The following is a 19,530-nucleotide window of genomic DNA, read 5'->3' as shown; positions in this document are numbered from 1 at the left end:
GCACTCATTGTGAGCCTGCAAGACGAAATCCTCCACTGGTATTCCAACAACGCCCGCGACCTGCCGTGGCGCAATGAATCGACCACCCCGTGGGGCGTGTTGGTCAGTGAAGTGATGAGCCACCAAACCCAAGTTGAACGCGTGGCACCCATATGGGTGGATTGGATGCGTCGCTGGCCCACGCCCGAAGCGTTTGCCGCTGCCAGTACTGCCGATGTCCTACGCGCCTGGGGGTCTTTGGGGTATCCCCGCCGAGCACTTCGCCTCAAGGAGTGCGCGCAGGTCATTGTGGATGAATGCGGCGGGGTGGTTCCGCGTGGCGTCGATAAGCTGCTGGCTCTTCCCGGAATTGGGGAGTACACCGCGCGCGCCGTCGCCGCCTTCGCCTACGGGCAGAATGTGGCGGTTGTGGACACCAACGTGCGCCGCGTCCACGCGCGTGTGGTGCTTGGGCAGGAAAATCAGAAACCCCGCAAATCCGAAATCGCCGACGTCACCGAGCTGCTGCCCGCTGAGCAAGGCCCCGTGTTTTCGGAAGCGCTCATCGAGCTCGGCGCGCTGGTCTGCAAAACCAAACCCCTCTGCGACGCATGTCCGGTCAGCTCATGTCTGTGGCGCGAGCGCGGCTACCCCAAGACGTTTGTGAAAGCCCCCTCGCAGAAATTCGCCGGCACCGACAGGCAAGTTCGCGGCAAAATCATGCGCGTGCTTCGCCAGGCCCCCGGCCCTGTCCCCCAATCAGCAATCGACGTGGTGTGGCCCGACGATGCACAACGCTCACGAGCGTTGTACTCCCTGCTCGAAGACGGCTTGGCCGTCCAAAACGAACGCGGCTACTTCCACCTGCCGCGGTAGGTCATGCCGCCGGGCAGCTTGATCCACACGCCGCCGCGGGAGTTGAACGTCACCGGCCCGACCTTGGTAGACATCGAGGCACCCGTGCCGGTCTGGTTGATCCAGACGTTCTTGCCAACCTTGTGCCGTTTCCGATACTGAAGACCCATGCGCAGAAGCTTACACTTTGTGCATGTCTCGTTTCCTGAAGTCGCTAGTCGCGACCACACTTGTCGTTCCGCTTGTCTCCACCGCCACCGCCGCACCGGCCCTGGCACAGGATCTCAGCGCTGAGTCGGCGTCGTCATTGTCATCGTTTGGTTCCTCGGCGGCCGGGGTGCTCTCCAGTGTTGGCGAGCGCCGCACCGGTGAGCGCATCGTGTACGACTCGGTCAACGAGCAGGGCGAAACCGTGCGTGTCAGTGGCGCCGTGTTTGATGTTGACAATGCGAAGGGGTTGGTGGCGTTGGCGCCGGGTACGAGGGGCGTCGGCAAGCATTGTGCTCCGAGCGCACCGAAGGACGGGTTTTCCTCCATCACGGGCAGCTCGGTGAATGTGAACTATGAGGCGCCGGTGGTGCGCCTGCTGAACAAGGCAGGCTACCGCGTGGTGGTCACGGATTACATGGGCTTGGGCGATCGCGGCTCGGCGAAGGTACACACGTATCTGAACAGGATTGATCAGGGCCATGCGCTTATCGACGCCGCACGCCACGTATCCAAACCCGACGAAAAAGTCGCGTTCTGGGGCTACTCCCAAGGCGGCGGTGCGGCAGCTGCAGCAGCCGAATTGGTCGGGGAATACGCCCCGGAGCTCAACGTTGTTGGCACGTTCGCGGGCGCTCCCCCGGCGGATCCGCTGCGCGTGATTGAAGACGCCAGCGTGGACCTCATCACCACCGTCGCCGGCTTCGGCGTGATCAGCTACTCCGAAACCTACCCGGAGTTCAAGGAAGCCATCGATGAGCTGTTGACCGACGAAGGCCGAGAAATGCTCAAAGAGCTGGCCAACGCCTGCGTACTGGACGGCCCCCGGGTGGTAACCAAGCCGTTTTCCGCCTACACCAAAACCGGCAAGACACTCGCGGAGGCCGCGCGGACTGATGATCGCATCTACAACGTCCTCGAACACAACGCCCTTGGCCGCGTGGGCACCTCCGCGCCTATCATGGTGCTGACCAACCCGGATGATGACATGGTGCCGGAGCCGCAGGCCACCCAGCTTGCGAGCGACTACTGCACGGTTGGCGCCCCAGTTGAGTACCGCAAGGTACTAGTGCCGGGTACGGATTCGATGCCGCTGTTTACCGCATCAAGTGACGCGTCCTCCTTCCCAGCAAAGAGGGTGCCAGTCAGCGGACACGCCGCACCACTTGTGTTGGAGACGAAAAATGCGATCACCTGGTTAGACGATCGCATGGCGGGCAAGAAATTTACCCAGGTCTGCCCTGGTGAAGAAACCCCGGTGGAGCTCACCGATGAGCTGAACTCTGTGGAGCAGACCGCCGTTGCCCTCGGCGTGCTCGCAGCGGTGGCAGGGATTGTCGGGTTGGGCGGCTGGGCCGCCTACAACCTAGGCCTCATCCCCAGCGAGTGGTTGGCGATGGTGCCGCAGCAGTGGCTGGGGATGATCCCGCCGCTGCCGCAGCTGCCGCAGCTCTAGCGCTACGGCTGGTTAGGTTAGACCGGCTGGGCCGGCTGGCGCTTAGGCCGGCTCCATCGGGCCGCGGCCGCTCGGGCCGTCTTCGCCATCCTCACCGTCACTGTTGCCATCGGAGTCACCGTTGTCGGTGCCGTTGTCGGTGCCGTTGTCGTGGCCCTCGCCGTTGTCGAAGTCAGCAGCGTTGTCCGTGTTCAGGTCCTTGTCTAGGACGGTGCCTGCCGGCTCATCCTCAAACCCGCCGCCCTGATCAGTCTCGTCCGGGAACTCAGAGGCCGGGCTCTCCGGCTCGACGCGGGACGGGTCGATCTCGCGGACTTCGCTCTCCAGCTCGATGTCGGCCTCGTCAAACGTCTCGGCCGGCAGCGGGCGCGGACGCGGGGTGAACGTCAGCTTTGCGCTCTTCTCGTCGGCTTCGATGTCGCCGTCGACGTCGACAGTAATGATCTCACCCGCACCGATCTCGCCGAAGAGGATCTTCTCGGACAGGATGTCCTCGACTTCGCGTTGGATGGTGCGTCGCAAAGGACGAGCACCCAGCACCGGGTCGAAGCCGCGCTTGGCCAGGAGGTTCTTCGCAGCGTCCGTAAGCTCGATGCCCATGTCCTGAGCAGCCAGGTTCTTGTCCACTCGGGCGATGAGCAGATCAACCATCTGCACAATCTCTTCCTGGGTGAGCTGGCGGAAGACCACAATCTCATCGATACGGTTGAGGAACTCGGGGCGGAAGTGCTTCTTCAGCTCATCGTGCACCTTGTTCTTCATGCGCTCGTACTGCGCATCCGCATCCGTGGCCGTGCTGCCGGTAAAGCCCAAGCCCACAGCCTTGGAGATGTCGCCGGTGCCCAGGTTGGAGGTGAAGATCAGCACAGTATTCTTGAAGTCCACCATGCGGCCTTGGCCGTCGGTGACGTGGCCTTCTTCCAGCACCTGGAGCAGCGTGTTGTAGATCTCCTTGTGGGCTTTCTCGATTTCGTCGAAAAGCACGACCGAGAACGGCTTGCGGCGCACCTTCTCGGTGAGCTGGCCGCCCTCCTCGTAACCCACGTACCCCGGAGGGGCACCGAAGAGGCGCGAGGCGGTGAAGCGGTCATGGAACTCACCCATGTCCACCTGCACCAGCGAATCCTCATCACCGAACAGGAACTCAGCCAGCGCCTTGGACAGCTCCGTCTTACCCACACCGGACGGGCCGGCGAAGATGAACGAACCGCTCGGACGCTTCGGGTCTTTCAGGCCCGCACGGGTACGGCGGATGGAACGAGACACAGCACGCACCGCTTCGTCCTGCCCGATGATGCGCTTGTGCAGCTCGCCTTCCATGTTCAGCAGGCGCGAGGACTCGGACTCAGTCAGCTTGAACACCGGGATACCGGTCCAGTTGGCCAGGACCTCTGCAATCTGGTCCTCGCCAACCTCGGCGATATCCTCAAGGTCATCGGAGCGCCACTTCTTTTCCTTCTCCGCGCGCTCTTCGCCCAGCTTGCGCTCGGTGTCGCGCAGGCCAGCGGCCTTTTCAAAGTCCTGTGCGTCAATCGCGGCTTCCTTCTCGCGGCGCACCTCAGCGATGCGGTCATCCACCTCGCGCAGGCCCTCCGGCGCCGTCATGCGCTTAATACGCATGCGCGCACCTGCCTCATCCAGCAGGTCCACGGCCTTATCCGGCAGGAAGCGGTCATTGATGTAGCGATCCGCCAGGTTCGCCGCAGCCTTGAGTGCATCGTCTGTGTAGGACACGCGGTGGTGCGCCTCGTAGCGGTCGCGCAGGCCCTTCAAAATGGTGATGGTGTCTTCCACACTCGGCTCATCTACCTGCACCGGCTGGAAGCGACGCTCCAGCGCCGCATCCTTCTCAATGTGCTTGCGGTACTCATCCAGGGTGGTGGCACCGATGGTCTGCAGCTCACCGCGGGCAAGCTTGGGCTTGAGTAACGACGCCGCGTCAATCGCACCTTCCGCCGCACCCGCGCCAACAAGCGTGTGGATCTCATCAATAAACAGGATGATGTCGCCGCGCTGGTTGATCTCCTTGAGCACCTTCTTCAGGCGCTCCTCAAAGTCACCGCGGTAACGAGAGCCCGCAACCAAAGAGCCCAGGTCCAGGGAGTACACCTGCTTATCGCGCAGGGTCTCCGGGACCTTGCCGTTAGCAATGTCGAGTGCCAAGCCCTCCACAACGGCGGTCTTACCCACACCCGGCTCACCGATCAGCACCGGGTTGTTCTTCGTGCGGCGGGAGAGCACCTGCATGATGCGCTCAATTTCCTTGTCACGGCCCACCACCGGGTCCAGCTTGCCTTCCTTGGCAGCTGCGGTGAGGTTGCGGCCAAACTGGTCAAGCACCAGCGAGTTGGAGCGCTCGCCCTGCCCGCGCGGGCCCGGGCCGGCAGCAGCCGGGGAACCGGGCGCCGACGTCGGGGCCTCCGGGTTCTGGGCCTCGCCGCCCTCGTAGCCGCTCAAAAGCTGGATAACCTGCTGGCGCACACGCGGCAGGTCCGCGCCCAGCTTAATCAGCACCTGCGCTGCTACACCTTCGCCCTCACGGATCAGGCCCAGCAGCAGGAACTCGGTGCCGATGTACTTGTGCCCCATCTGCAGGCCCTCACGCAGGGAGAGCTCCAGGACCTTCTTGGCACGCGGGGTAAATGGGATGTGGCCAGTAACCGGCTGGGTGCCGTGGCCGATGATCTCGATGACTTCATTGCGTACGTCATCAAGATTGATGCCCATGGACTCTAAGGCCTTGGCGGCAACACCCTCGCCCTCTTTAATCAGGCCAAGCAGGATGTGTTCGGTGCCCATGTAGTTGTGATTCAGCGCGCGCGCCTCCTCTTGGGCAAGAACGATGACGCGACGAGCGCGATCAGTAAACCGCTCAAACATGTGGCGACCCCTTCTTCAAACAGATTCCCTAAATAGTCGTTCTCACACCATAACGGCTAAGCCCCACACTTCTTCCCTGCATTTCGGGCAGTGTGGGGCATTTACGCAGGTAGATGGCAATGTTCGCCCGTAGCGAACACCCATGTTCCTTAGTTCACCGGCAGCACAGCGTTGCCGTACTTCTCGCGGATCCAGTCAGCAGTTTCTTTAGACTGCAACGCCTCGGCCACGGCCTTCACGCGTGGATCATCTGCAGATTCCTGGCTGGCCACAAACACGTTGACGTACGGGTTGTTGTCCGGGGACTCTGAAAGCACCGCGTCATCCACCGGGTCATAGCCGGACTCCAGGGCAAGTGAGGACGCTGCGATGACGCCGTAGACGTTGGTGTCACGAATCGACTGCAGCACCATCAGGTCCTCCACCGGCACGATGTTCAGGTTGCGCGGGTTGTCCTTAATGGACAGCAGGCTTATCGACGTCACCGCCTCCGGATCCAAATCCGCATCCAACGTAATCAGCCCATTCTTCTCCAACAGCAGCAAGCCCCGGGCGAGGTTGGACGGACTCGACGGCACCACAATGTCCGCACCGTCCGGGATCTGGTCCGCGGAAGTGATCTTCTCCGAGTACATCGACGTCGGCTCCAAGTGCACTCCGGCCAAATTGACCAGCTGCTTGCCGGTCTGGTCCTCCCAGTCACGCAGGTACGGCACGTGCTGGAAGAAGTTCGCATCCGCCGAACCATCAGCAACAGCCATATTCGCCGCCGACACATCCGTGACGGTCTTGACATCCAGCGTGAACGAGTCATTGACCTCGTCTAAGTGCTCCAGAATCTCCAAGTGCGGCACCGGGGAGGCAAGGATAGTCAGCGCCTCAGATGAAGCACCGTCGCCGGCTGCCTCCCCCGCCGAGTCAGAAGGCGAAGAGGCACACGCCGCGGTGGTGAAGATGATGGCGGTGGTGGTGAGGGCGGTTGCGATGTGGCGTCGAAAAGCAAGAAGGCTCATTTACAGCTCCTGGAATTGATCGGCAATAGCTTGGTTGAATTTCGCTGTGGTCTCGGGATGCGCGCGCAAGCGGGACTTCAAGGTGTTCAGGCCCGAGTTCTCATAAATCTGCTGGCCCTGCATGTCCTGGCCAACACCCCGCGAGTCCGGCAGCTCAAGCGTGGGCAGCACCGTGTCAAGATTCGGCGTCAGGAAAAACGGGAAGGAATAACGCTCCGATCCCTTCGCCGTAGGCAGGACGCGGTGGCGCGTAGCCACAAGATAGCCATCCGTGGCGCGTTCCAGCAGCTCACCAATGTTGACCACGTACGTGTTCGGGATGGGTTGGACGTCAATCCAACCGTTGTCCGTCTCCACCTGCAGGCCAGAGGAATCCGGCTCAATGTACAGCAGCGTGATCACGCCCGAATCCTTGTGCGCGCCAACACCCTGGGTGGCCTCGTTGTGCTCAACCGCGGGGTAACGCACCAGCTTCAGCAGCGGGAACGGGTTTGCAAACTGCTCATCAAACACCCCTGGGTCCTGGCCAAGCGCCTGCGACCACGCGCGAATAATGTTCTGCGCAACACCCGTGAGGTGCTCGATGTAACCATTCACGGCGCCCTTCAGCTCCGGGACCTGCGCCGGCCACGGGTTCGGCCCCTCAACCACGCGCCACGGGCGCTCTTTGTACTCAGCCTCATCGGGCGCGGGCAGGTCGAAGGAGTAGTCCAGCTGCTCGCGCCAGTCGACTTTGTTCTGCGTGCGCTCATCACCCAGGCAGGAGTAGCCGCGGTAGTGGCGGTTGTTCAGGTTGGAGATCTCGTTCTTTTGCTCCAGCGGCAGCGCGAAGAACTCCTTGGACTTGCTAATTACGGTGTCGCGAAGCGCTTCGTCCACACCGTGGTCCGCCAGGTAGAAAAACCCGATCTCGTGGGTAACTTGGCGCAGTCTGTCTATCTCTTCCGCATCTCCGGCGGCAAGTTTTGCGTAGGAGATGATTGGAAGCGTGGCTTCTGACATGGTCAATCCTTTCATAATGAACAGCTTGGTCCAGTTTCTAGAGGGCAACTCTAGACCGTTTTGTTCATTCTGAAAGAATGCGACGGGTTTTTATTCAGCAGCCGCCTGCTGACACTCCTCCAGACTGCATTGGCGCAGCGCGGCGTGCACCGCCGGAATCTTCACGTTTGCCATGGACAGGGAGCTCACACCCATCCCCACCAACACCTTCGCAAGCGCCGGATCGCCCGCAGCCTCACCGCACACCCCGATGGGCTTTTTCTTCACGACGCCCACCCGCACCACCCCCCGAACCATCCTCAACACCGCCGGCTGCCACGGGTCCTGCAACGCGCCGAGTTCGCCATGCATCCTGTCGGCTGCCATCACGTATTGCGCCAGGTCATTGGTACCAATGGAGGCGAAATCCACCTCCTCCAGGATCTCCTCGGCCATGATCGCAGCCGCCGGAGTTTCAATCATCACGCCCACGTTGGGCAGCCCGTGGGCGCGGGCGCGCTGCGCGAACCAGCGGGCCTCATCTGCCGACACCACCATCGGCGCCATCACCCACAGCTCCGAACCTGGAACCTGTTCGGCGGCGTTCGCAAGCGCCTCAAGCTGGGTGTCCATAAGCTCCGGGTACCGCTGCGACATGCGGATTCCCCGCACCCCGAGCGCCGGGTTTGCCTCTGCTTGTGGAGGCGCTTGCCCAGGCGCTGGCATGGGCGCTTGCCCAGGCGCTTGCGTGGGCACGAACCGCAGCGGCTTGTCCGCCCCAGCGTCCAGCGTGCGCACGACCACCCGGCGCCCGGCCGCCGCCTTCAACACAGCAATGTACTGATCGGTCTGCTCTTGCACACCCGGCGCGTCATCGCGATCCAGGAACAGAAACTCCGTCCGGAAAAGCCCCACGCCCTCCGCGTCGAGTCCTTCCATCTCGGCGGCGCTGCCGATGTTGGCCATGAGCTTCACCGGGTGGCCGTCGCTGGTCTGGCCGTTTCGAATCTGGCCGGAAATGCTGCCCGGCCCGGCTGCAACCGCTGCAGCCTCAGTCGCTGCTTCCTCCCGCGCGGCTGCCTCCCGCGCGGCTGCCTCCAAGCCAGCGGCTTCCGCGGGTGTGGGGTTGACGTGCACTTCGCCGGTGGTGGCGTGGAGGGAGATGCGGTGGGCGTCGGTAAGCAAAATGCCCCTGACCTGCACCACCGCAGGAATCCCGAGCTGGGCCGCGAGGATCGCCGTGTGGGAGGTCGGCCCACCTGCCTCGGTGACAATGCCCGCGACCAGCGCCGGATCCAGCGCGGCGGTCTGCGACGGCGCCAAATCGTACGCAACGATGATGCTCGGGCGATCAAGATGCGGCGCCCCCGGCTCCGGCAGACCTTGGAGGCGTGCGATCGCACGATCCCGAATGTCGTAAAGATCCACCACCCGCTCCGCGAAGTATCCGCCCAGCTTACGCAGCTTTTCCGCGTACACCTCCACGGCACCTGCCACAGCGGCGGTGACACCTGCGCCGCTCGCCAGCTCCTTGTCAATCGCCTTGATCAGCGCCCGGTCCGTGGCCAAGGCTGCGGTAGCTTCGAGCATGCTTGTGTGCGGCCCGTCCCCTACCGCCCTCACCGACGCCGCAACCGCCTCCAAGGTCTCACGAATCCGCTGGCCGTCGGTTTGCGGGTCCGTCGAAGGAGGCTCGTTTGGATCCACACCCACCGGCTGCGACACCCGCACAACCGGCGCCGTCACAAACCCCGGACAAACACTGATGCCGTGCAGCGTAACCATGGTTTCTCTCGGCTGCTAGCAGATCGGCAGACGTACGCGCAGGTCCGCCGCGCCCTCGCCGTTGACCAGAATCAGGTAGTTACTCCAGTGACTGTTCGGCGCCATGTAATAGGCCTCGAAAGACTGATCGGGAATCTCGGCGGAGGTGAACTCGCAGGTCTCGTTGCCGTAGTGCTCCACTGGCTCGCTAGCCGGGATCGCTGTGTCGCGCTCTGCCTCCGAGGCGTACTGGATCACCGTGATGCCAAGCTTGTCGTTGGCGCAGCGGATCTTCGCGGTCTCACCATTGCTGAGCTCACGCGAGGAACACGGCAAGCCGTCGATGCCGCGGCCGCCATCGTTGGCGGCGATGATCTGCGGGAAGTCCTCTGCAACCATCGCGTACGGCTGCTCCCACGGCGAGCCCTGTGCAGTGTCCCGGCCCGCGAACCACCACAAGCCGCCGCCCACAATCGCAACCAGGGCCACCGCCGCAGCAGCGATCGGCCACACCGGGCGCTTCTTCTTGTCAGACTCCGGTTCCGCGTCCACCTTCGGGATCGGCTCCGTCGGGTACTTCTGCTGCTGCGGTACTTGTGTTGCTGGCTGCTGGATCGACGACGTCTGCCTACTCGGCCCATACTGATACGGCCGGCCCGTCAACGGCTCAGCAACTGCAGGTTTCTCTGCCGGTTTCTGCGCAGGCCGTGATGCAGTCACGCCCGATTCCACGCCCGAATCCACGCTCCCACCCATGTTCGTGTGGGCCAGCTGGCGCAGGGAATCCGGTGTCATCGCCGGCGCGTTCGGGTCGTTTAAACGTTGGTCGTACGCTGAACGTCGATAAGGATCCCCCAGCACCGCACGCGCCACCTGCAACTCCTCCAACCCGCCCGGGTTCCACGTGTTGCCAGACTGAATCCGCTGGTCAATCTCCTGGGCCAACGCGGCCGGGTCTTTCGCCCGATCAAGACGAAGCGAGTCATACAGGTTGTAGTGGGCCATCATCCAATCCTCACGGTTCATCCCTAACAGGGATCAAAGTACTCAGCGCGGTCAACCAACACGCGACCATTACCACCGTACTGCGCCTTCGCCCGACACATCTCATCAACATCGGACAAAAAGTCCAGATACACCGGGTAAATATCGTCCCCATCGAGCTGCCCGCGTAACGACGCACACCGCCCCGGCACCGTAAACCTCACACTCCTACCCGACGGGTGCACCGCCAACACCTGCCTTGCAATCCTGTGCGCAGTATCCGGCTCATTGTCAATCACCGAATCCAGGATCAGAATGTTGCGGCCATCGCAGGCGGGGTAGCTGGCGGCCTCACCGGCCTCACCAAGATTGACCAGCGTGATGTACGGACTCGACGGGTCCCCCTTCGGCGCGGTTTCAAAGAACTCATCAAAACCGGTCTTACCGCTTGGACACTTGCGCATCTTCACCAAGATGGTCTCCGGCACCCCAATGTCACGCATGTGTGCAGTGTCCCAGCAGGGGGCTTCGCCCCATTTGGTGTCTTCGACGTGGCCGTCGGCAAGCAAAGGCCCCCACTGGTTGCCATCCCACCGCAGGAAGCTGAACTCGTCTGACGACGGCACACCCGCGTACGCAAAACCACCCTCACAATCGAAGAACTTGTGCTGCATACCTACCGAGTTCGTGGGCAGCAACGCGTTGTCGCACACCGGCGGGGATGACGGCTGTCCAGCGGCGGTTGCTGTGGGGGTTTCCTCAGGCGTAACTTCCGCGGAGGTGAACAGCGGGGTCGGCTCCGCGATCTCCTGCACTGCTGTGGGTGTGCACGCCACCAGGCCGGCAGCCAGCCCAGCGGCAGCGACGAACGTAAAAATCCCGTGAGAGCGCATGCGCGAATCCTAACGCACGCACGCCAGGACGGCCCGCGCTGCTTCTTTTGCAATGTGGTCTAGCAGTATGCGAGATGCTGCTAGACGATAAAACTTTCCCTCTCTGTTTCCGCAGGTCGCGTTCTGGCGAAAAGGGGCGAAAATACAATGTCGTCTAGCAGCACACGCAGCCTGCTAGACGACATTTACAAAACCCCAGGTCGAGACACAAAAGCCGGGCTCCGCGCGAGCAAAACCGAGTTTGCTTCTAGTTGGATTCTAGTTCGCTTCCGGCTTGACCAGCGGGAAGAGCACGGTCTCGCGGATGCCCAGGCCGGTCAGGGCCATCAGCAGGCGGTCCACGCCCATGCCGCAGCCGGCTGTCGGTGGCATGCCCTGCTCCATGGCGGCCAAGAAGTTCTCATCAAGCACCATGGCCTCTTCGTCGCCGTGGGCGGCAAGGCGTGCCTGGTCCTCGAAACGCTCGCGCTGGATCACCGGGTCAACCAGCTCGGAGTAGCCAGTGGCCAGCTCGAAGCCGCGGACGTAAAGGTCGAACTTCTCGGTCACGCCGCGCTGCTCGCGGTGGTCGCGGGTCAGCGGCGAGGTCTCTACCGGGAAGTTGATCACGAACGTCGGCTCGTAGAGCTGGTCGGAGCAGAGGTGCTCCCAGATTTCCTCGACAAGCTTGCCGTGCAGCCAGCCCTCATCCTTCGGCACCTTCAGGCCAATAACCTCAGCAATGCCCATGAGCTCCTCAACGGAGGAATCCACGGTCACCTCGGGCTGGCCCGGGAACTGGCGCTGCAAAGCCTCGTTCAAAGAGGGGTACATTTCCATGACCTTCCACTCGCCGCCGAGGTCGTACTCGGTGCCGTCGGCAAGCGTGACCGTCGTGGAGCCGAAGACCTCCTGCGCACAGAACTGCACAAGATCCTTCATGGTCTTCGCGCCGTCCTTGTAGGTGCCCCACGCCTGGTAGGTCTCCAGCATGGTGAACTCCGGCGAGTGCGAGGAGTCAATGCCCTCGTTGCGGAAGTTGCGGTTGAGCTCAAAGACGCGCTCAATGCCACCAACAACGCAACGCTTCAGGTACAGCTCCGGCGCGATGCGCAGGTAAAGGTCCATATCCAACGCGTTGGAACGCGTGATGAACGGGCGAGCGGCAGCGCCGCCGTGCAGTGTCTGCAGCATCGGCGTCTCCACCTCAACAAAGTCGTGGCCCGTGAGGAACTTACGCACAGCAGCAATGACCTTGATGCGGGTCATCGCGTTGTTGCGGGCGGCCTCGCGCATGATCAAGTCCGTGTAGCGGTGGCGCACACGCTGCTCTTCATTCATGTCCGCAAAGGCCACCGGCAGCGGGCGAAGCGCCTTCGACGCCATGTGCCAGGACTGGGCTTGGACGGAGAGCTCGCCGCGTCGAGAAGCAATAATGCGCCCGGTTACCGAAACAATGTCGCCCAGGTCTGTGTCTGCCTTCCAGCTGGCCAGCGCGTCCTCGCCAACCTCTGCAAGCGACAGCATGACCTGCAGCTGCGTACCGTCACCCTCTTGCAGGGTGGCAAAGCACAGCTTGCCGGTGTTGCGCTGGAACATAACGCGGCCGGCAACCGACACCACGTCCTGGGTCTCCTGGCCAGCCTCCAGGCGGGTCACGCCATCGCCCTCCCCCTCGGGCACGACCTGGTACTTCGCGCGCAAATCACGCAGGCTGGTGGTGCGCTGCACCTCAACGGGGTAGGCCTCACGGCCCTCATCAATCAGCTTCTGGCGCTTGGCGCGGCGGATGCGCTGCTGCTCCGAAAGGTCCTGGCCGTTTACTGGTTGCTCTGCTTGCGAAGTCGTCTGCTTAGTCACGGATGACCATGCTAGTCGCCCGCAGCGATTACTCACACACCGGCAGATCCAGACGCATCTCTTCCGCCTGGTAGCCGTTCACAACAATCAGGAATTGACCCTTGTCATACGGCGCCATCGCAAACGCCTGCGGGTAGGCCTCCGGAATCTCATAGTCCGCAATCATGCACTCGCCAGAGCCCAGCACGGTGGCGTATTCCTCGCCCGGCAAGTCCTGGTCACGCGCGGCCTGGGTTGGGTACTTCGCCACCGAAACACCCAGCTCCTCACCCGCACAGCGGATCTTGGCCTCCTGGCCGGCATCGGGTGCGGCAGACTCGCACTCCAGGCCCTGCCAGCCGCGCTTGCCGCCTTTCTTTGCGACGACCCCCGGGTACGCCTGCGCAATCTCCTGCTCCGCCGCGGTCCACTCCTGGCCACGCTGCGTGGTAACAAACCACGCCACCAGCATGACCACAAGCGCCGCAGCCAACGCACCAATAACCCACGGCCACGGGTTGCGCTGCGCGTTTACGGGGGTGGACGGAGGCGTGTAACCAGACGGGTATGGCTCCGGCGGCTTGCGGTAACCATCCTGCGGGCGCGGCGCCACGGCAGCGGACGCCTCCGCCGGCAGCTCAGAGGATTCAGGCTTCTCAACCGAGGTGACCTCCTGCAGGTAGCCCGCCGCGGTGGCGTGGCGAGCCGCCGCCTGTTCATCCACCGGCTGGCTGGTCACCTGGGCAACCACGTTCCAAAAATCGTGCAGGTTGTCCTCGGTGGCCGCCAGGTCAACGCTCGGACCCACAAGCGCCAGTTTGACCGGCACCTCAGACCACGACGGCTGCACCAGCAGCTGGTCCGCGTTGATGGAACGCGCCAAAAAGCCCGGGTAGCCAGCAGCGTTGTAGGCGTCAACCGCATCGGCGGCAGCGGTTAGCAGGTCGCGCGCCTCCTCGTTGGTGAAGGTCTGGCCCGCGTCGTGCTTCTCCAGGATCAGGTCGCGCAGCGGCGTACCGACGGTTGCCTCACGCAGCACATAAAACTGACCGTCCTCGGTCACGCCCGCATGGCGGGGGCGAAACGCGCCGGGTGCTGCGATCTTCTCCAGCTCGGCGTCCAACGAATCTACGTCGCCGCCAATGCCGCGCACCTCCGCGATGTCAAACAGCTCAACCTGGACCGCAGCCCCCTCGTCGTTGCTCGCCTCAAACAGCGTGGAGCCACTCGTGCGGCCGACCTCCACAATCCGGTCGGCGGCAAACGCGAAGCCGTAGCGTTCATTCAGCAGTGCGGCGAGTTGGGGCGCAGACATGCAAGCGAGTGTAGCGCACCCCAGCACTACCTACGCCCAGCCACCTACGCCCAACCACCTACGCCCAACCACTACTCCTGGCCGGCGTACTTGAAGCCCACGCCCAACGGCAGGCCGACGTTGTCAATCAGGTGCACGCCGTCCACGTCGATAGCGGCGAGCAGGCGGACGTCGCCGGTTTCGGGGGCGGGGCGGAAACCAAGATCACGAAGCTCCAGGTAGACAGGCTCCACACCGGCGGCTGCAAAGATACCGCGGGCGGTCTCCAACACCACGTCCGCACCGTGTTCCGCCGCATGGGCTCCGGCGGTTAGGGCTGCGGAAAGTGCGAGGGCGGCTTCGCGGTGGGCGTCGCTAAGCAAAAGCCCATTGCGCACGCTGATGGCAAGGCCATCCGGGTGGCGGACGGTGGGCAGGGAGTGCAAGAGCACCTCCATACGCAGGGCCGACACGGCGCGCTGCACGGCAACCAACAGCTCGAAGTCCTTCTCCCCCATCACCAAATCGGTGGCGTGGCAAAGGTTGATCGCCGCCAAGATCGCGGCAACCTCACGCGCCACCTCATCGGCCGGCTCCAGGTGATCAAGGCCGGTGGCAACCGCAACCTCGGCGGCAAGCGGGCCGTGGAACACCACGTCCACCTCCTCGCGCGCAAATGCCTCGGGCACTTCCGCCCCGCGGAACACCACAAACGTGTACGCGCCAAGCAGCGATTTGGCCGCGCGGATCAGCTCAACGTGCGCGCCGGTGACGTCACTGTTAATCACCACCAGCGCGATCTTCTTACCAATCTTGCGAAACGCGCGCCCGTACTGCGCCAGATGCGCCTCATCGGTGACTACTACGGCTTGGCCTGGTTCAAACGCCATTTATATTGTTCCCTCGTATTTCGCGTACGCCCACAGCTCCGCGTCGGTGGCTTGGGCCTGCTCAGCGTATCTGCGCTCCACGTCCACGTACAACCTCCGCACCCCCGGGTCCGCGATCGCGTCGGCGATCCGGTCCAGCTCAGCGGGGGTTAAGTCTTCGAGCGGGCCGCGCGGGGCGCTAAAAAACTGCTCCTCCAAAGCGGCAATGTCGGGGGAGGCGGTGGTGGTCAGAGCGTGGGCGTCGATACGCAAAATGTGCTCCAAAGCCCGCAGGCGCTGCGCCGCAACAAGGGCGGGGCGCGCCGTGTCCGCGATGGGGATGTTGATGCCGCCAAGCTCCGCAACCAGCAACCCAAGGACGGATTCACCCAGCTCATCGGCCGCGGACGTCACCCACACATCGCCGAACACATTGTGCGCACACATCACAATCGCCTGGGCGGTCTCCACATCATCCAACAGCTGCGCCCCAGCCTCCAGCGCCGTGTGCAAAAACATCTGCTGGGGCCGCGCGTGAGCTTCAAGCTTCTCGACGCCCCACCGCACCTGACCCACCCCACCATCCAAAACCACAAGGTCAACATGCACAATGGCGCCCGGATCATCGTCTGCATCGATCGGGATGATGGTGTGCCCGGCGCGCTCCAACGCGTGCGTTAACGGGGTGTGGCCGAAAACGGAACCGACCACTAAACGAGGCGGCACGGGCTAGCTGTCCTGCTCTGGTTTGTTCTGCTCGCTCTGGGCGTTCTGGGCGCGGCGGGCCAGAAGTTCGGCAACAGAGATGGCGTTCGCGTGCTCGTCACGACGCCTACGCCCACCCCTACGCGGCGCCTCCTCCTGCTGTACTTCCGGTTCCGGCTGCGGCTCGGGCTCGGGCTGTACGGGTTCCGGGGCTGGCTCCGCGGCTGGTTCCGGCTCCGGGGTCGGCACCGGCTTGACCACCGGCTCCGGCTGCACTGGCTCCGGCTTCGGCTGCACAGCCTCCTGCACAGCTTCTTGTTCGCGGGTGCGCTCGCTGATCAGGGTGGACAGCGGGTTCGGGTGCTCGTAGGTTGGCTGCTGGCCGATGCGGCCAGAAATCGCTGCGGCCGAGGGTGCGCCTGCCGGGCGGGTGCGCTGCGCGCGGGCCTGCTCACGAGTCTGCTCGCGGGGTTCCTCCGGCACGTTGACCTTGGCAATGCGGGTGGTCTCATCGCTCGACGGGCCCGGACGCGAAGCAACAGGAGCAGCAGGCTCAACAGGCTCCGCCGGTTTCGGCTCCTCGATCTCCTGGATGCGGCGTGCAGAGGCGCGCACCGCGGCCGGCTCGTACTCGAAGACTTGGCCGCGCAGTTCCTCCAGTTGGGAGCGAAGCGCCTTGATCTCCTCCTGCAACTCACGCAGCACGGCCAGATCGGATGCCTGCAGGTGCGCCTCGGCAGAACCGGTGACGGTTGCGGGCACCTGGCCGGTTGCCTGGGCGGTTGCGTGCTCCTCTGCCTGGGCTTCGAGCTGGCTGCGGGCCTGCGCAAGCTCGGCTTCGCGGGTGGCGGCGGTGGCCAGGGCGGCGTCGCGGTCACGACGCGTCCGGTCAATCACCATAATTCCTGCAACCGCCGCCCACAGTGCGAAGATCAGCGCGATTTTCAGCGCGTTGGCGGAGTTTGTAAACAGCATGACCACGGTGCCAATGACGGCAAGCACAAACGGGACAACAACCCAAAGGTTTCCGGAACTGCTTTTCGGGCTGTGTTCGGTGCTGTGGTCAGTCATGTCGTTTACCTTAGCTGGCTTGCTCTCCTTGTGAAGGTGGCGACACCTCACAAGCCCGTTCCAGCACTACACCAGCCACCGCAAGCGCCAGCCCGCCCAAAGCACCCGACAGTAGCGACGGAAAGTCCTGCGCCGCCGCCGTCAACACGGAAAGCTTGGGCACCACGTACACCAGCGCGCCCACGTACGCCCCGCCGAAGACGGCCCCGGTCCACGCGCTCGCCTTGCCCAGCAGCATCAGGTTGGCCACCATCATCGGGTTGATCTGGCTGCGGTCAAGGCCCACCTGGCCGTCTTCGCGGCGCTTCTTCACCACCCACGCAAAAAGCCCACAGGCCAGCGCCACAATCCACAAGCTCATGGGCACAACCAGACTCAAGGACTCAAGCAGGCCATAGAAGCGGCGCACCAGAATCAGCGCGGCCGCCGCGGTAAATAGGGCTGCACCGAACAGGCCCGCGATCGAGGTCCGCTTCATAGTTTGCGCACCCCTTGCTCTTCCAGGCCCTCGAGCAGTGTGCGTATCGACGCCCCATTCAGCACCGCCCCTGGATCAATCTCCAGCCAGGGTTCGAGAACGAAGCGTCGTAAATGAGCGCGCGGGTGCGGGACGGTAAGCACCGGGTCGTCGGAGGTATAGCCCTCGATCCAGATAATGTCCACGTCCAGGGTGCGCGGCCCCCAGCGTTCCTCGCGGACGCGTTGGGCGTCGTTTTCCAGGCGCTGGCAGCGCTGCAAAAGCTCAAGCGGGGTTTGGTCAACCTCCACCAGCAGGCTCTGATTCAGAAAGTCCGGCTGGTCCGTCTTGCCCCAGGGCGCGGTGGCGTAGATAGAGCTAGCGGCAACGAGCTCGCCTGCAAATTCATCAACAACCGAACGCAGGTGCGCACGCGCATCACCCATGTTTGATCCGGCGGATAACACTGCGCGCATGGGGCTCACATCCGTTTCCGGGAGCGGCGTGCAACCACGGCAACGTCCTCGAACACCGCGGGGATCGGCGCGTGCGGCTTGTGCAGGGTGACCTCGATGGCGTGCAGCACCTCGTAGGTGCGCATGGCGGTCTCTGCGATCTCCACCACCACGGTCTCAATCAACTGGCGCGGCGTGCCGGTGGCAATGGCCAGTGCGGTCTCGGCGAGTTCGGCGTAGTTGACGGTTTTCGTTAGGTCGTCGTCACGCGCGGCCTCTGAAAACTCCAACCAGCAGGTGATGTCTAAGGAAAACGCCTGGCCAAACTCGGTTTCGTGTGCCAACACGCCGTGGTTGGCGTGGAACGTCAGGCCCTTTAACTCAATCCGGTCAGCCATAAGCTTGATCTTCCTGCTTAGCACCGCGCTGCCAAGCTGAAGCAACATCCACCGCATCCCGCGACACCGCCACCTCGTGCACGCGCACGCACCACGCACCCAAATGAGCGGACAGTGCGGTCACGGCGGCGGTGGCCGGGTCGGCGTCTACCGGCCCGTGCTGCAGGCCGCGATCTGCACGAATGGCGGTGAGGAACCGCTTTCTCGACGCCCCCACCAACACCGGGTAGTCACCCGCGATGAACTCCGGCAGCGCATGCAGCAACGCCCAGTTGTCCTCCGCGGTCTTGGCAAAGCCCAGGCCCGGGTCCACCGTGATCTGCGCCGGGTCAACGCCCGCGGCGATCGCGTTGTCGGTGACCTGCTTGAGCACCTCGTGTACGTCGCGCACCACGTCTCCGCCGTGGTCGGCGGCACCCGAGGCACTTTCGAAGCGGGCGGCGCGCCAGTGCATCAGACACACCGGCAAGCCAGTGTCAGCCATCACCCGGTACATGTCCGGATCCGCCAAGCCACCGGAGACGTCATTAATCAGGTGCGTGCCGGCCTCAGCGGCGGCCAGGGCGGTGGCGGCGCGCATGGTGTCCACGGAAGTTTTGATCCCCTCCTGGCTCAGCAGCGAGATCACCTCGCGCACGCGCTGGGCTTCTACCTCGGCGGGCACACGCACGGCGCCGGGGCGGGTGGATTCGGCGCCGACGTCGATAATGTCAGCCCCCTGCGCCACCAACTCACGCGCATGCGCAAGCGCAGCCTCAGGGGCGAGGAACTGCCCACCGTCCGAGAAGGAATCCTCCGTGACATTCACAATGCCCATCACGGTGGTGCGCCCCGGCGCAGTGATGTCTGCAAGGGTGACGTGACGTTGAACAGTCACAAGCTAGCTCCTAATCAGGCTCATGACCTCTGCGCGCGAGGCCGCATTGTTCTGGAACCCGCCACGCACCGCACTGGTGGTGGTCACCGCGCCCGGTTTACGAATGCCGCGCATAGCCATGCACAGGTGCTCGCACTCAATGACCACAATCACGGCAGAGGCGTCGAGTTTCTCCACCAGCGCGTCTGCAATCTGCGCGGTCAGGCGCTCTTGGACCTGCGGGCGCTTCGCGTACAGATCCGCCAAGCGTGCGAGCTTGGACAGGCCCGTGACCTTGCCGTCCTTGCCCGGAATGTAGCCAATGTGCGCCTTGCCGTAAAACGGCACCAGGTGGTGCTCACACGTGGAGTAGATCGGGATGTCACGCACCAGCACCAGCTCGCGGTGGTTTTCAGAAAACGTCTTCTCCAGCTGCGTCGTCGGATCCTGGTGCAGCCCGGCAAAGACCTCCTCGTAGGCGCGCGCCACACGCGCCGGGGTCTCCACAAGACCCTCGCGGTCCGGGTCCTCACCCACCGCAATCAGCAGTTCACGCACCGCGGCTTCGGCGCGCTTACGATCAAACGTCCCCATG

Annotated in this window: 19 protein-coding genes; 2 read left to right on the top strand and 17 right to left on the bottom strand. The window is 63.4% G+C overall.

Features of this window, described 5'->3' with window-relative positions:
• Nucleotides 1-9: 9 nt before the first annotated feature.
• The gene (locus tag AK829_RS11730; protein WP_052206150.1) at nucleotides 10-855 is read left to right on the top strand and encodes an HhH-GPD family protein; all 846 of its coding nucleotides are present in this window, start codon (nucleotides 10-12) and stop codon (nucleotides 853-855) included.
• Here the strand turns inward: AK829_RS11730 and AK829_RS12615 are convergent.
• Nucleotides 834-1,004: a DUF4236 domain-containing protein gene (locus tag AK829_RS12615; protein WP_141738122.1), complete on the bottom strand. Its 171-nt coding sequence runs from the start codon at nucleotides 1,002-1,004 to the stop codon at nucleotides 834-836. The genes AK829_RS11730 and AK829_RS12615 overlap by 22 nt on opposite strands.
• 23 nt (nucleotides 1,005-1,027) lie before the next feature.
• Here AK829_RS12615 and AK829_RS11725 point away from each other — a divergent pair, with 23 nt between their 5' ends.
• On the top strand, nucleotides 1,028-2,497 hold the full coding sequence (locus tag AK829_RS11725) for an alpha/beta fold hydrolase (RefSeq protein WP_052206148.1): 1,470 nt from the start codon (nucleotides 1,028-1,030) through the stop codon (nucleotides 2,495-2,497).
• A 42-nt stretch (nucleotides 2,498-2,539) separates the two neighbouring features.
• Here the strand turns inward: AK829_RS11725 and AK829_RS11720 are convergent, their stop codons facing one another.
• From AK829_RS11720 to folE, 16 genes are all read right to left on the bottom strand, one after another.
• Nucleotides 2,540-5,377 (bottom strand): ATP-dependent Clp protease ATP-binding subunit, encoded by a 2,838-nt coding sequence (locus AK829_RS11720; RefSeq protein WP_052206146.1) that lies wholly within the window; start codon nucleotides 5,375-5,377, stop codon nucleotides 2,540-2,542.
• Nucleotides 5,378-5,526: 149 nt separating this feature from the next.
• Nucleotides 5,527-6,390 (bottom strand): MetQ/NlpA family ABC transporter substrate-binding protein, encoded by an 864-nt coding sequence (locus AK829_RS11715; protein WP_052206145.1) that lies wholly within the window; start codon nucleotides 6,388-6,390, stop codon nucleotides 5,527-5,529.
• Nucleotides 6,391-7,392 (bottom strand): isopenicillin N synthase family dioxygenase, encoded by a 1,002-nt coding sequence (locus AK829_RS11710; protein ID WP_052206143.1) that lies wholly within the window; start codon nucleotides 7,390-7,392, stop codon nucleotides 6,391-6,393.
• Between the two features lie 90 nt (nucleotides 7,393-7,482).
• The gene (locus AK829_RS11705) at nucleotides 7,483-9,156 is read right to left on the bottom strand and encodes a phosphoenolpyruvate--protein phosphotransferase (protein WP_083439863.1); all 1,674 of its coding nucleotides are present in this window, start codon (nucleotides 9,154-9,156) and stop codon (nucleotides 7,483-7,485) included.
• A gap of 15 nt (nucleotides 9,157-9,171) precedes the next feature.
• A complete protein-coding gene (locus AK829_RS11700; protein WP_052206140.1) occupies nucleotides 9,172-10,161 on the bottom strand; it encodes a hypothetical protein in 990 nt (329 codons plus the stop codon).
• A 2-nt stretch (nucleotides 10,162-10,163) separates the two neighbouring features.
• Nucleotides 10,164-11,012 (bottom strand): hypothetical protein, encoded by an 849-nt coding sequence (locus AK829_RS11695; RefSeq protein WP_052206138.1) that lies wholly within the window; start codon nucleotides 11,010-11,012, stop codon nucleotides 10,164-10,166.
• Nucleotides 11,013-11,270: 258 nt separating this feature from the next.
• A complete protein-coding gene (gene lysS, locus AK829_RS11690; RefSeq protein WP_052206136.1) occupies nucleotides 11,271-12,851 on the bottom strand; it encodes a lysine--tRNA ligase in 1,581 nt (526 codons plus the stop codon).
• 28 nt (nucleotides 12,852-12,879) lie between these two features.
• Nucleotides 12,880-14,145 carry a hypothetical protein gene (locus tag AK829_RS11685; RefSeq protein WP_052206134.1) on the bottom strand — a complete coding sequence of 422 codons (1,266 nt, stop codon included), beginning with the start codon at nucleotides 14,143-14,145 and terminating at the stop codon, nucleotides 12,880-12,882.
• 71 nt (nucleotides 14,146-14,216) lie between these two features.
• Nucleotides 14,217-15,014: a pantoate--beta-alanine ligase gene (locus tag AK829_RS11680; protein WP_052206132.1), complete on the bottom strand. Its 798-nt coding sequence runs from the start codon at nucleotides 15,012-15,014 to the stop codon at nucleotides 14,217-14,219.
• Entirely contained in the window at nucleotides 15,015-15,719 is a 705-nt protein-coding gene (locus AK829_RS11675; RefSeq protein ID WP_157045370.1) for a 6PGD fold domain-containing protein, read from the bottom strand.
• A gap of 3 nt (nucleotides 15,720-15,722) precedes the next feature.
• Nucleotides 15,723-16,769, bottom strand: a complete 1,047-nt coding sequence (locus tag AK829_RS11670; RefSeq protein WP_052206127.1) for a DUF6779 domain-containing protein — start codon at nucleotides 16,767-16,769, stop codon at nucleotides 15,723-15,725.
• 10 nt (nucleotides 16,770-16,779) lie between these two features.
• Nucleotides 16,780-17,247, bottom strand: a complete 468-nt coding sequence (locus AK829_RS11665) for a DUF3180 domain-containing protein (protein ID WP_052206125.1) — start codon at nucleotides 17,245-17,247, stop codon at nucleotides 16,780-16,782.
• Nucleotides 17,244-17,702 (bottom strand): 2-amino-4-hydroxy-6-hydroxymethyldihydropteridine diphosphokinase, encoded by a 459-nt coding sequence (gene folK, locus AK829_RS11660; RefSeq protein WP_052206123.1) that lies wholly within the window; start codon nucleotides 17,700-17,702, stop codon nucleotides 17,244-17,246. Before folK ends, AK829_RS11665 begins: the two co-directional genes overlap by 4 nt.
• 5 nt (nucleotides 17,703-17,707) lie before the next feature.
• On the bottom strand, nucleotides 17,708-18,079 hold the full coding sequence (gene folB, locus AK829_RS11655) for a dihydroneopterin aldolase (protein ID WP_052206121.1): 372 nt from the start codon (nucleotides 18,077-18,079) through the stop codon (nucleotides 17,708-17,710).
• On the bottom strand, nucleotides 18,072-18,896 hold the full coding sequence (folP, locus tag AK829_RS11650) for a dihydropteroate synthase (RefSeq protein ID WP_052206541.1): 825 nt from the start codon (nucleotides 18,894-18,896) through the stop codon (nucleotides 18,072-18,074). The genes folB and folP overlap by 8 nt, the downstream gene beginning before the upstream one ends.
• A gap of 63 nt (nucleotides 18,897-18,959) precedes the next feature.
• On the bottom strand, nucleotides 18,960-19,529 hold the full coding sequence (folE, locus tag AK829_RS11645; protein ID WP_052206119.1) for a GTP cyclohydrolase I FolE: 570 nt from the start codon (nucleotides 19,527-19,529) through the stop codon (nucleotides 18,960-18,962).
• Nucleotide 19,530: the final 1 nt, after the last annotated feature.

Origin of the sequence: Corynebacterium riegelii, assembly GCF_001263755.1 — a bacterium.
GTDB classification, from domain to species: domain Bacteria; phylum Actinomycetota; class Actinomycetes; order Mycobacteriales; family Mycobacteriaceae; genus Corynebacterium; species Corynebacterium riegelii.
This window is presented reverse-complemented; position numbering and strand designations above follow the sequence as displayed.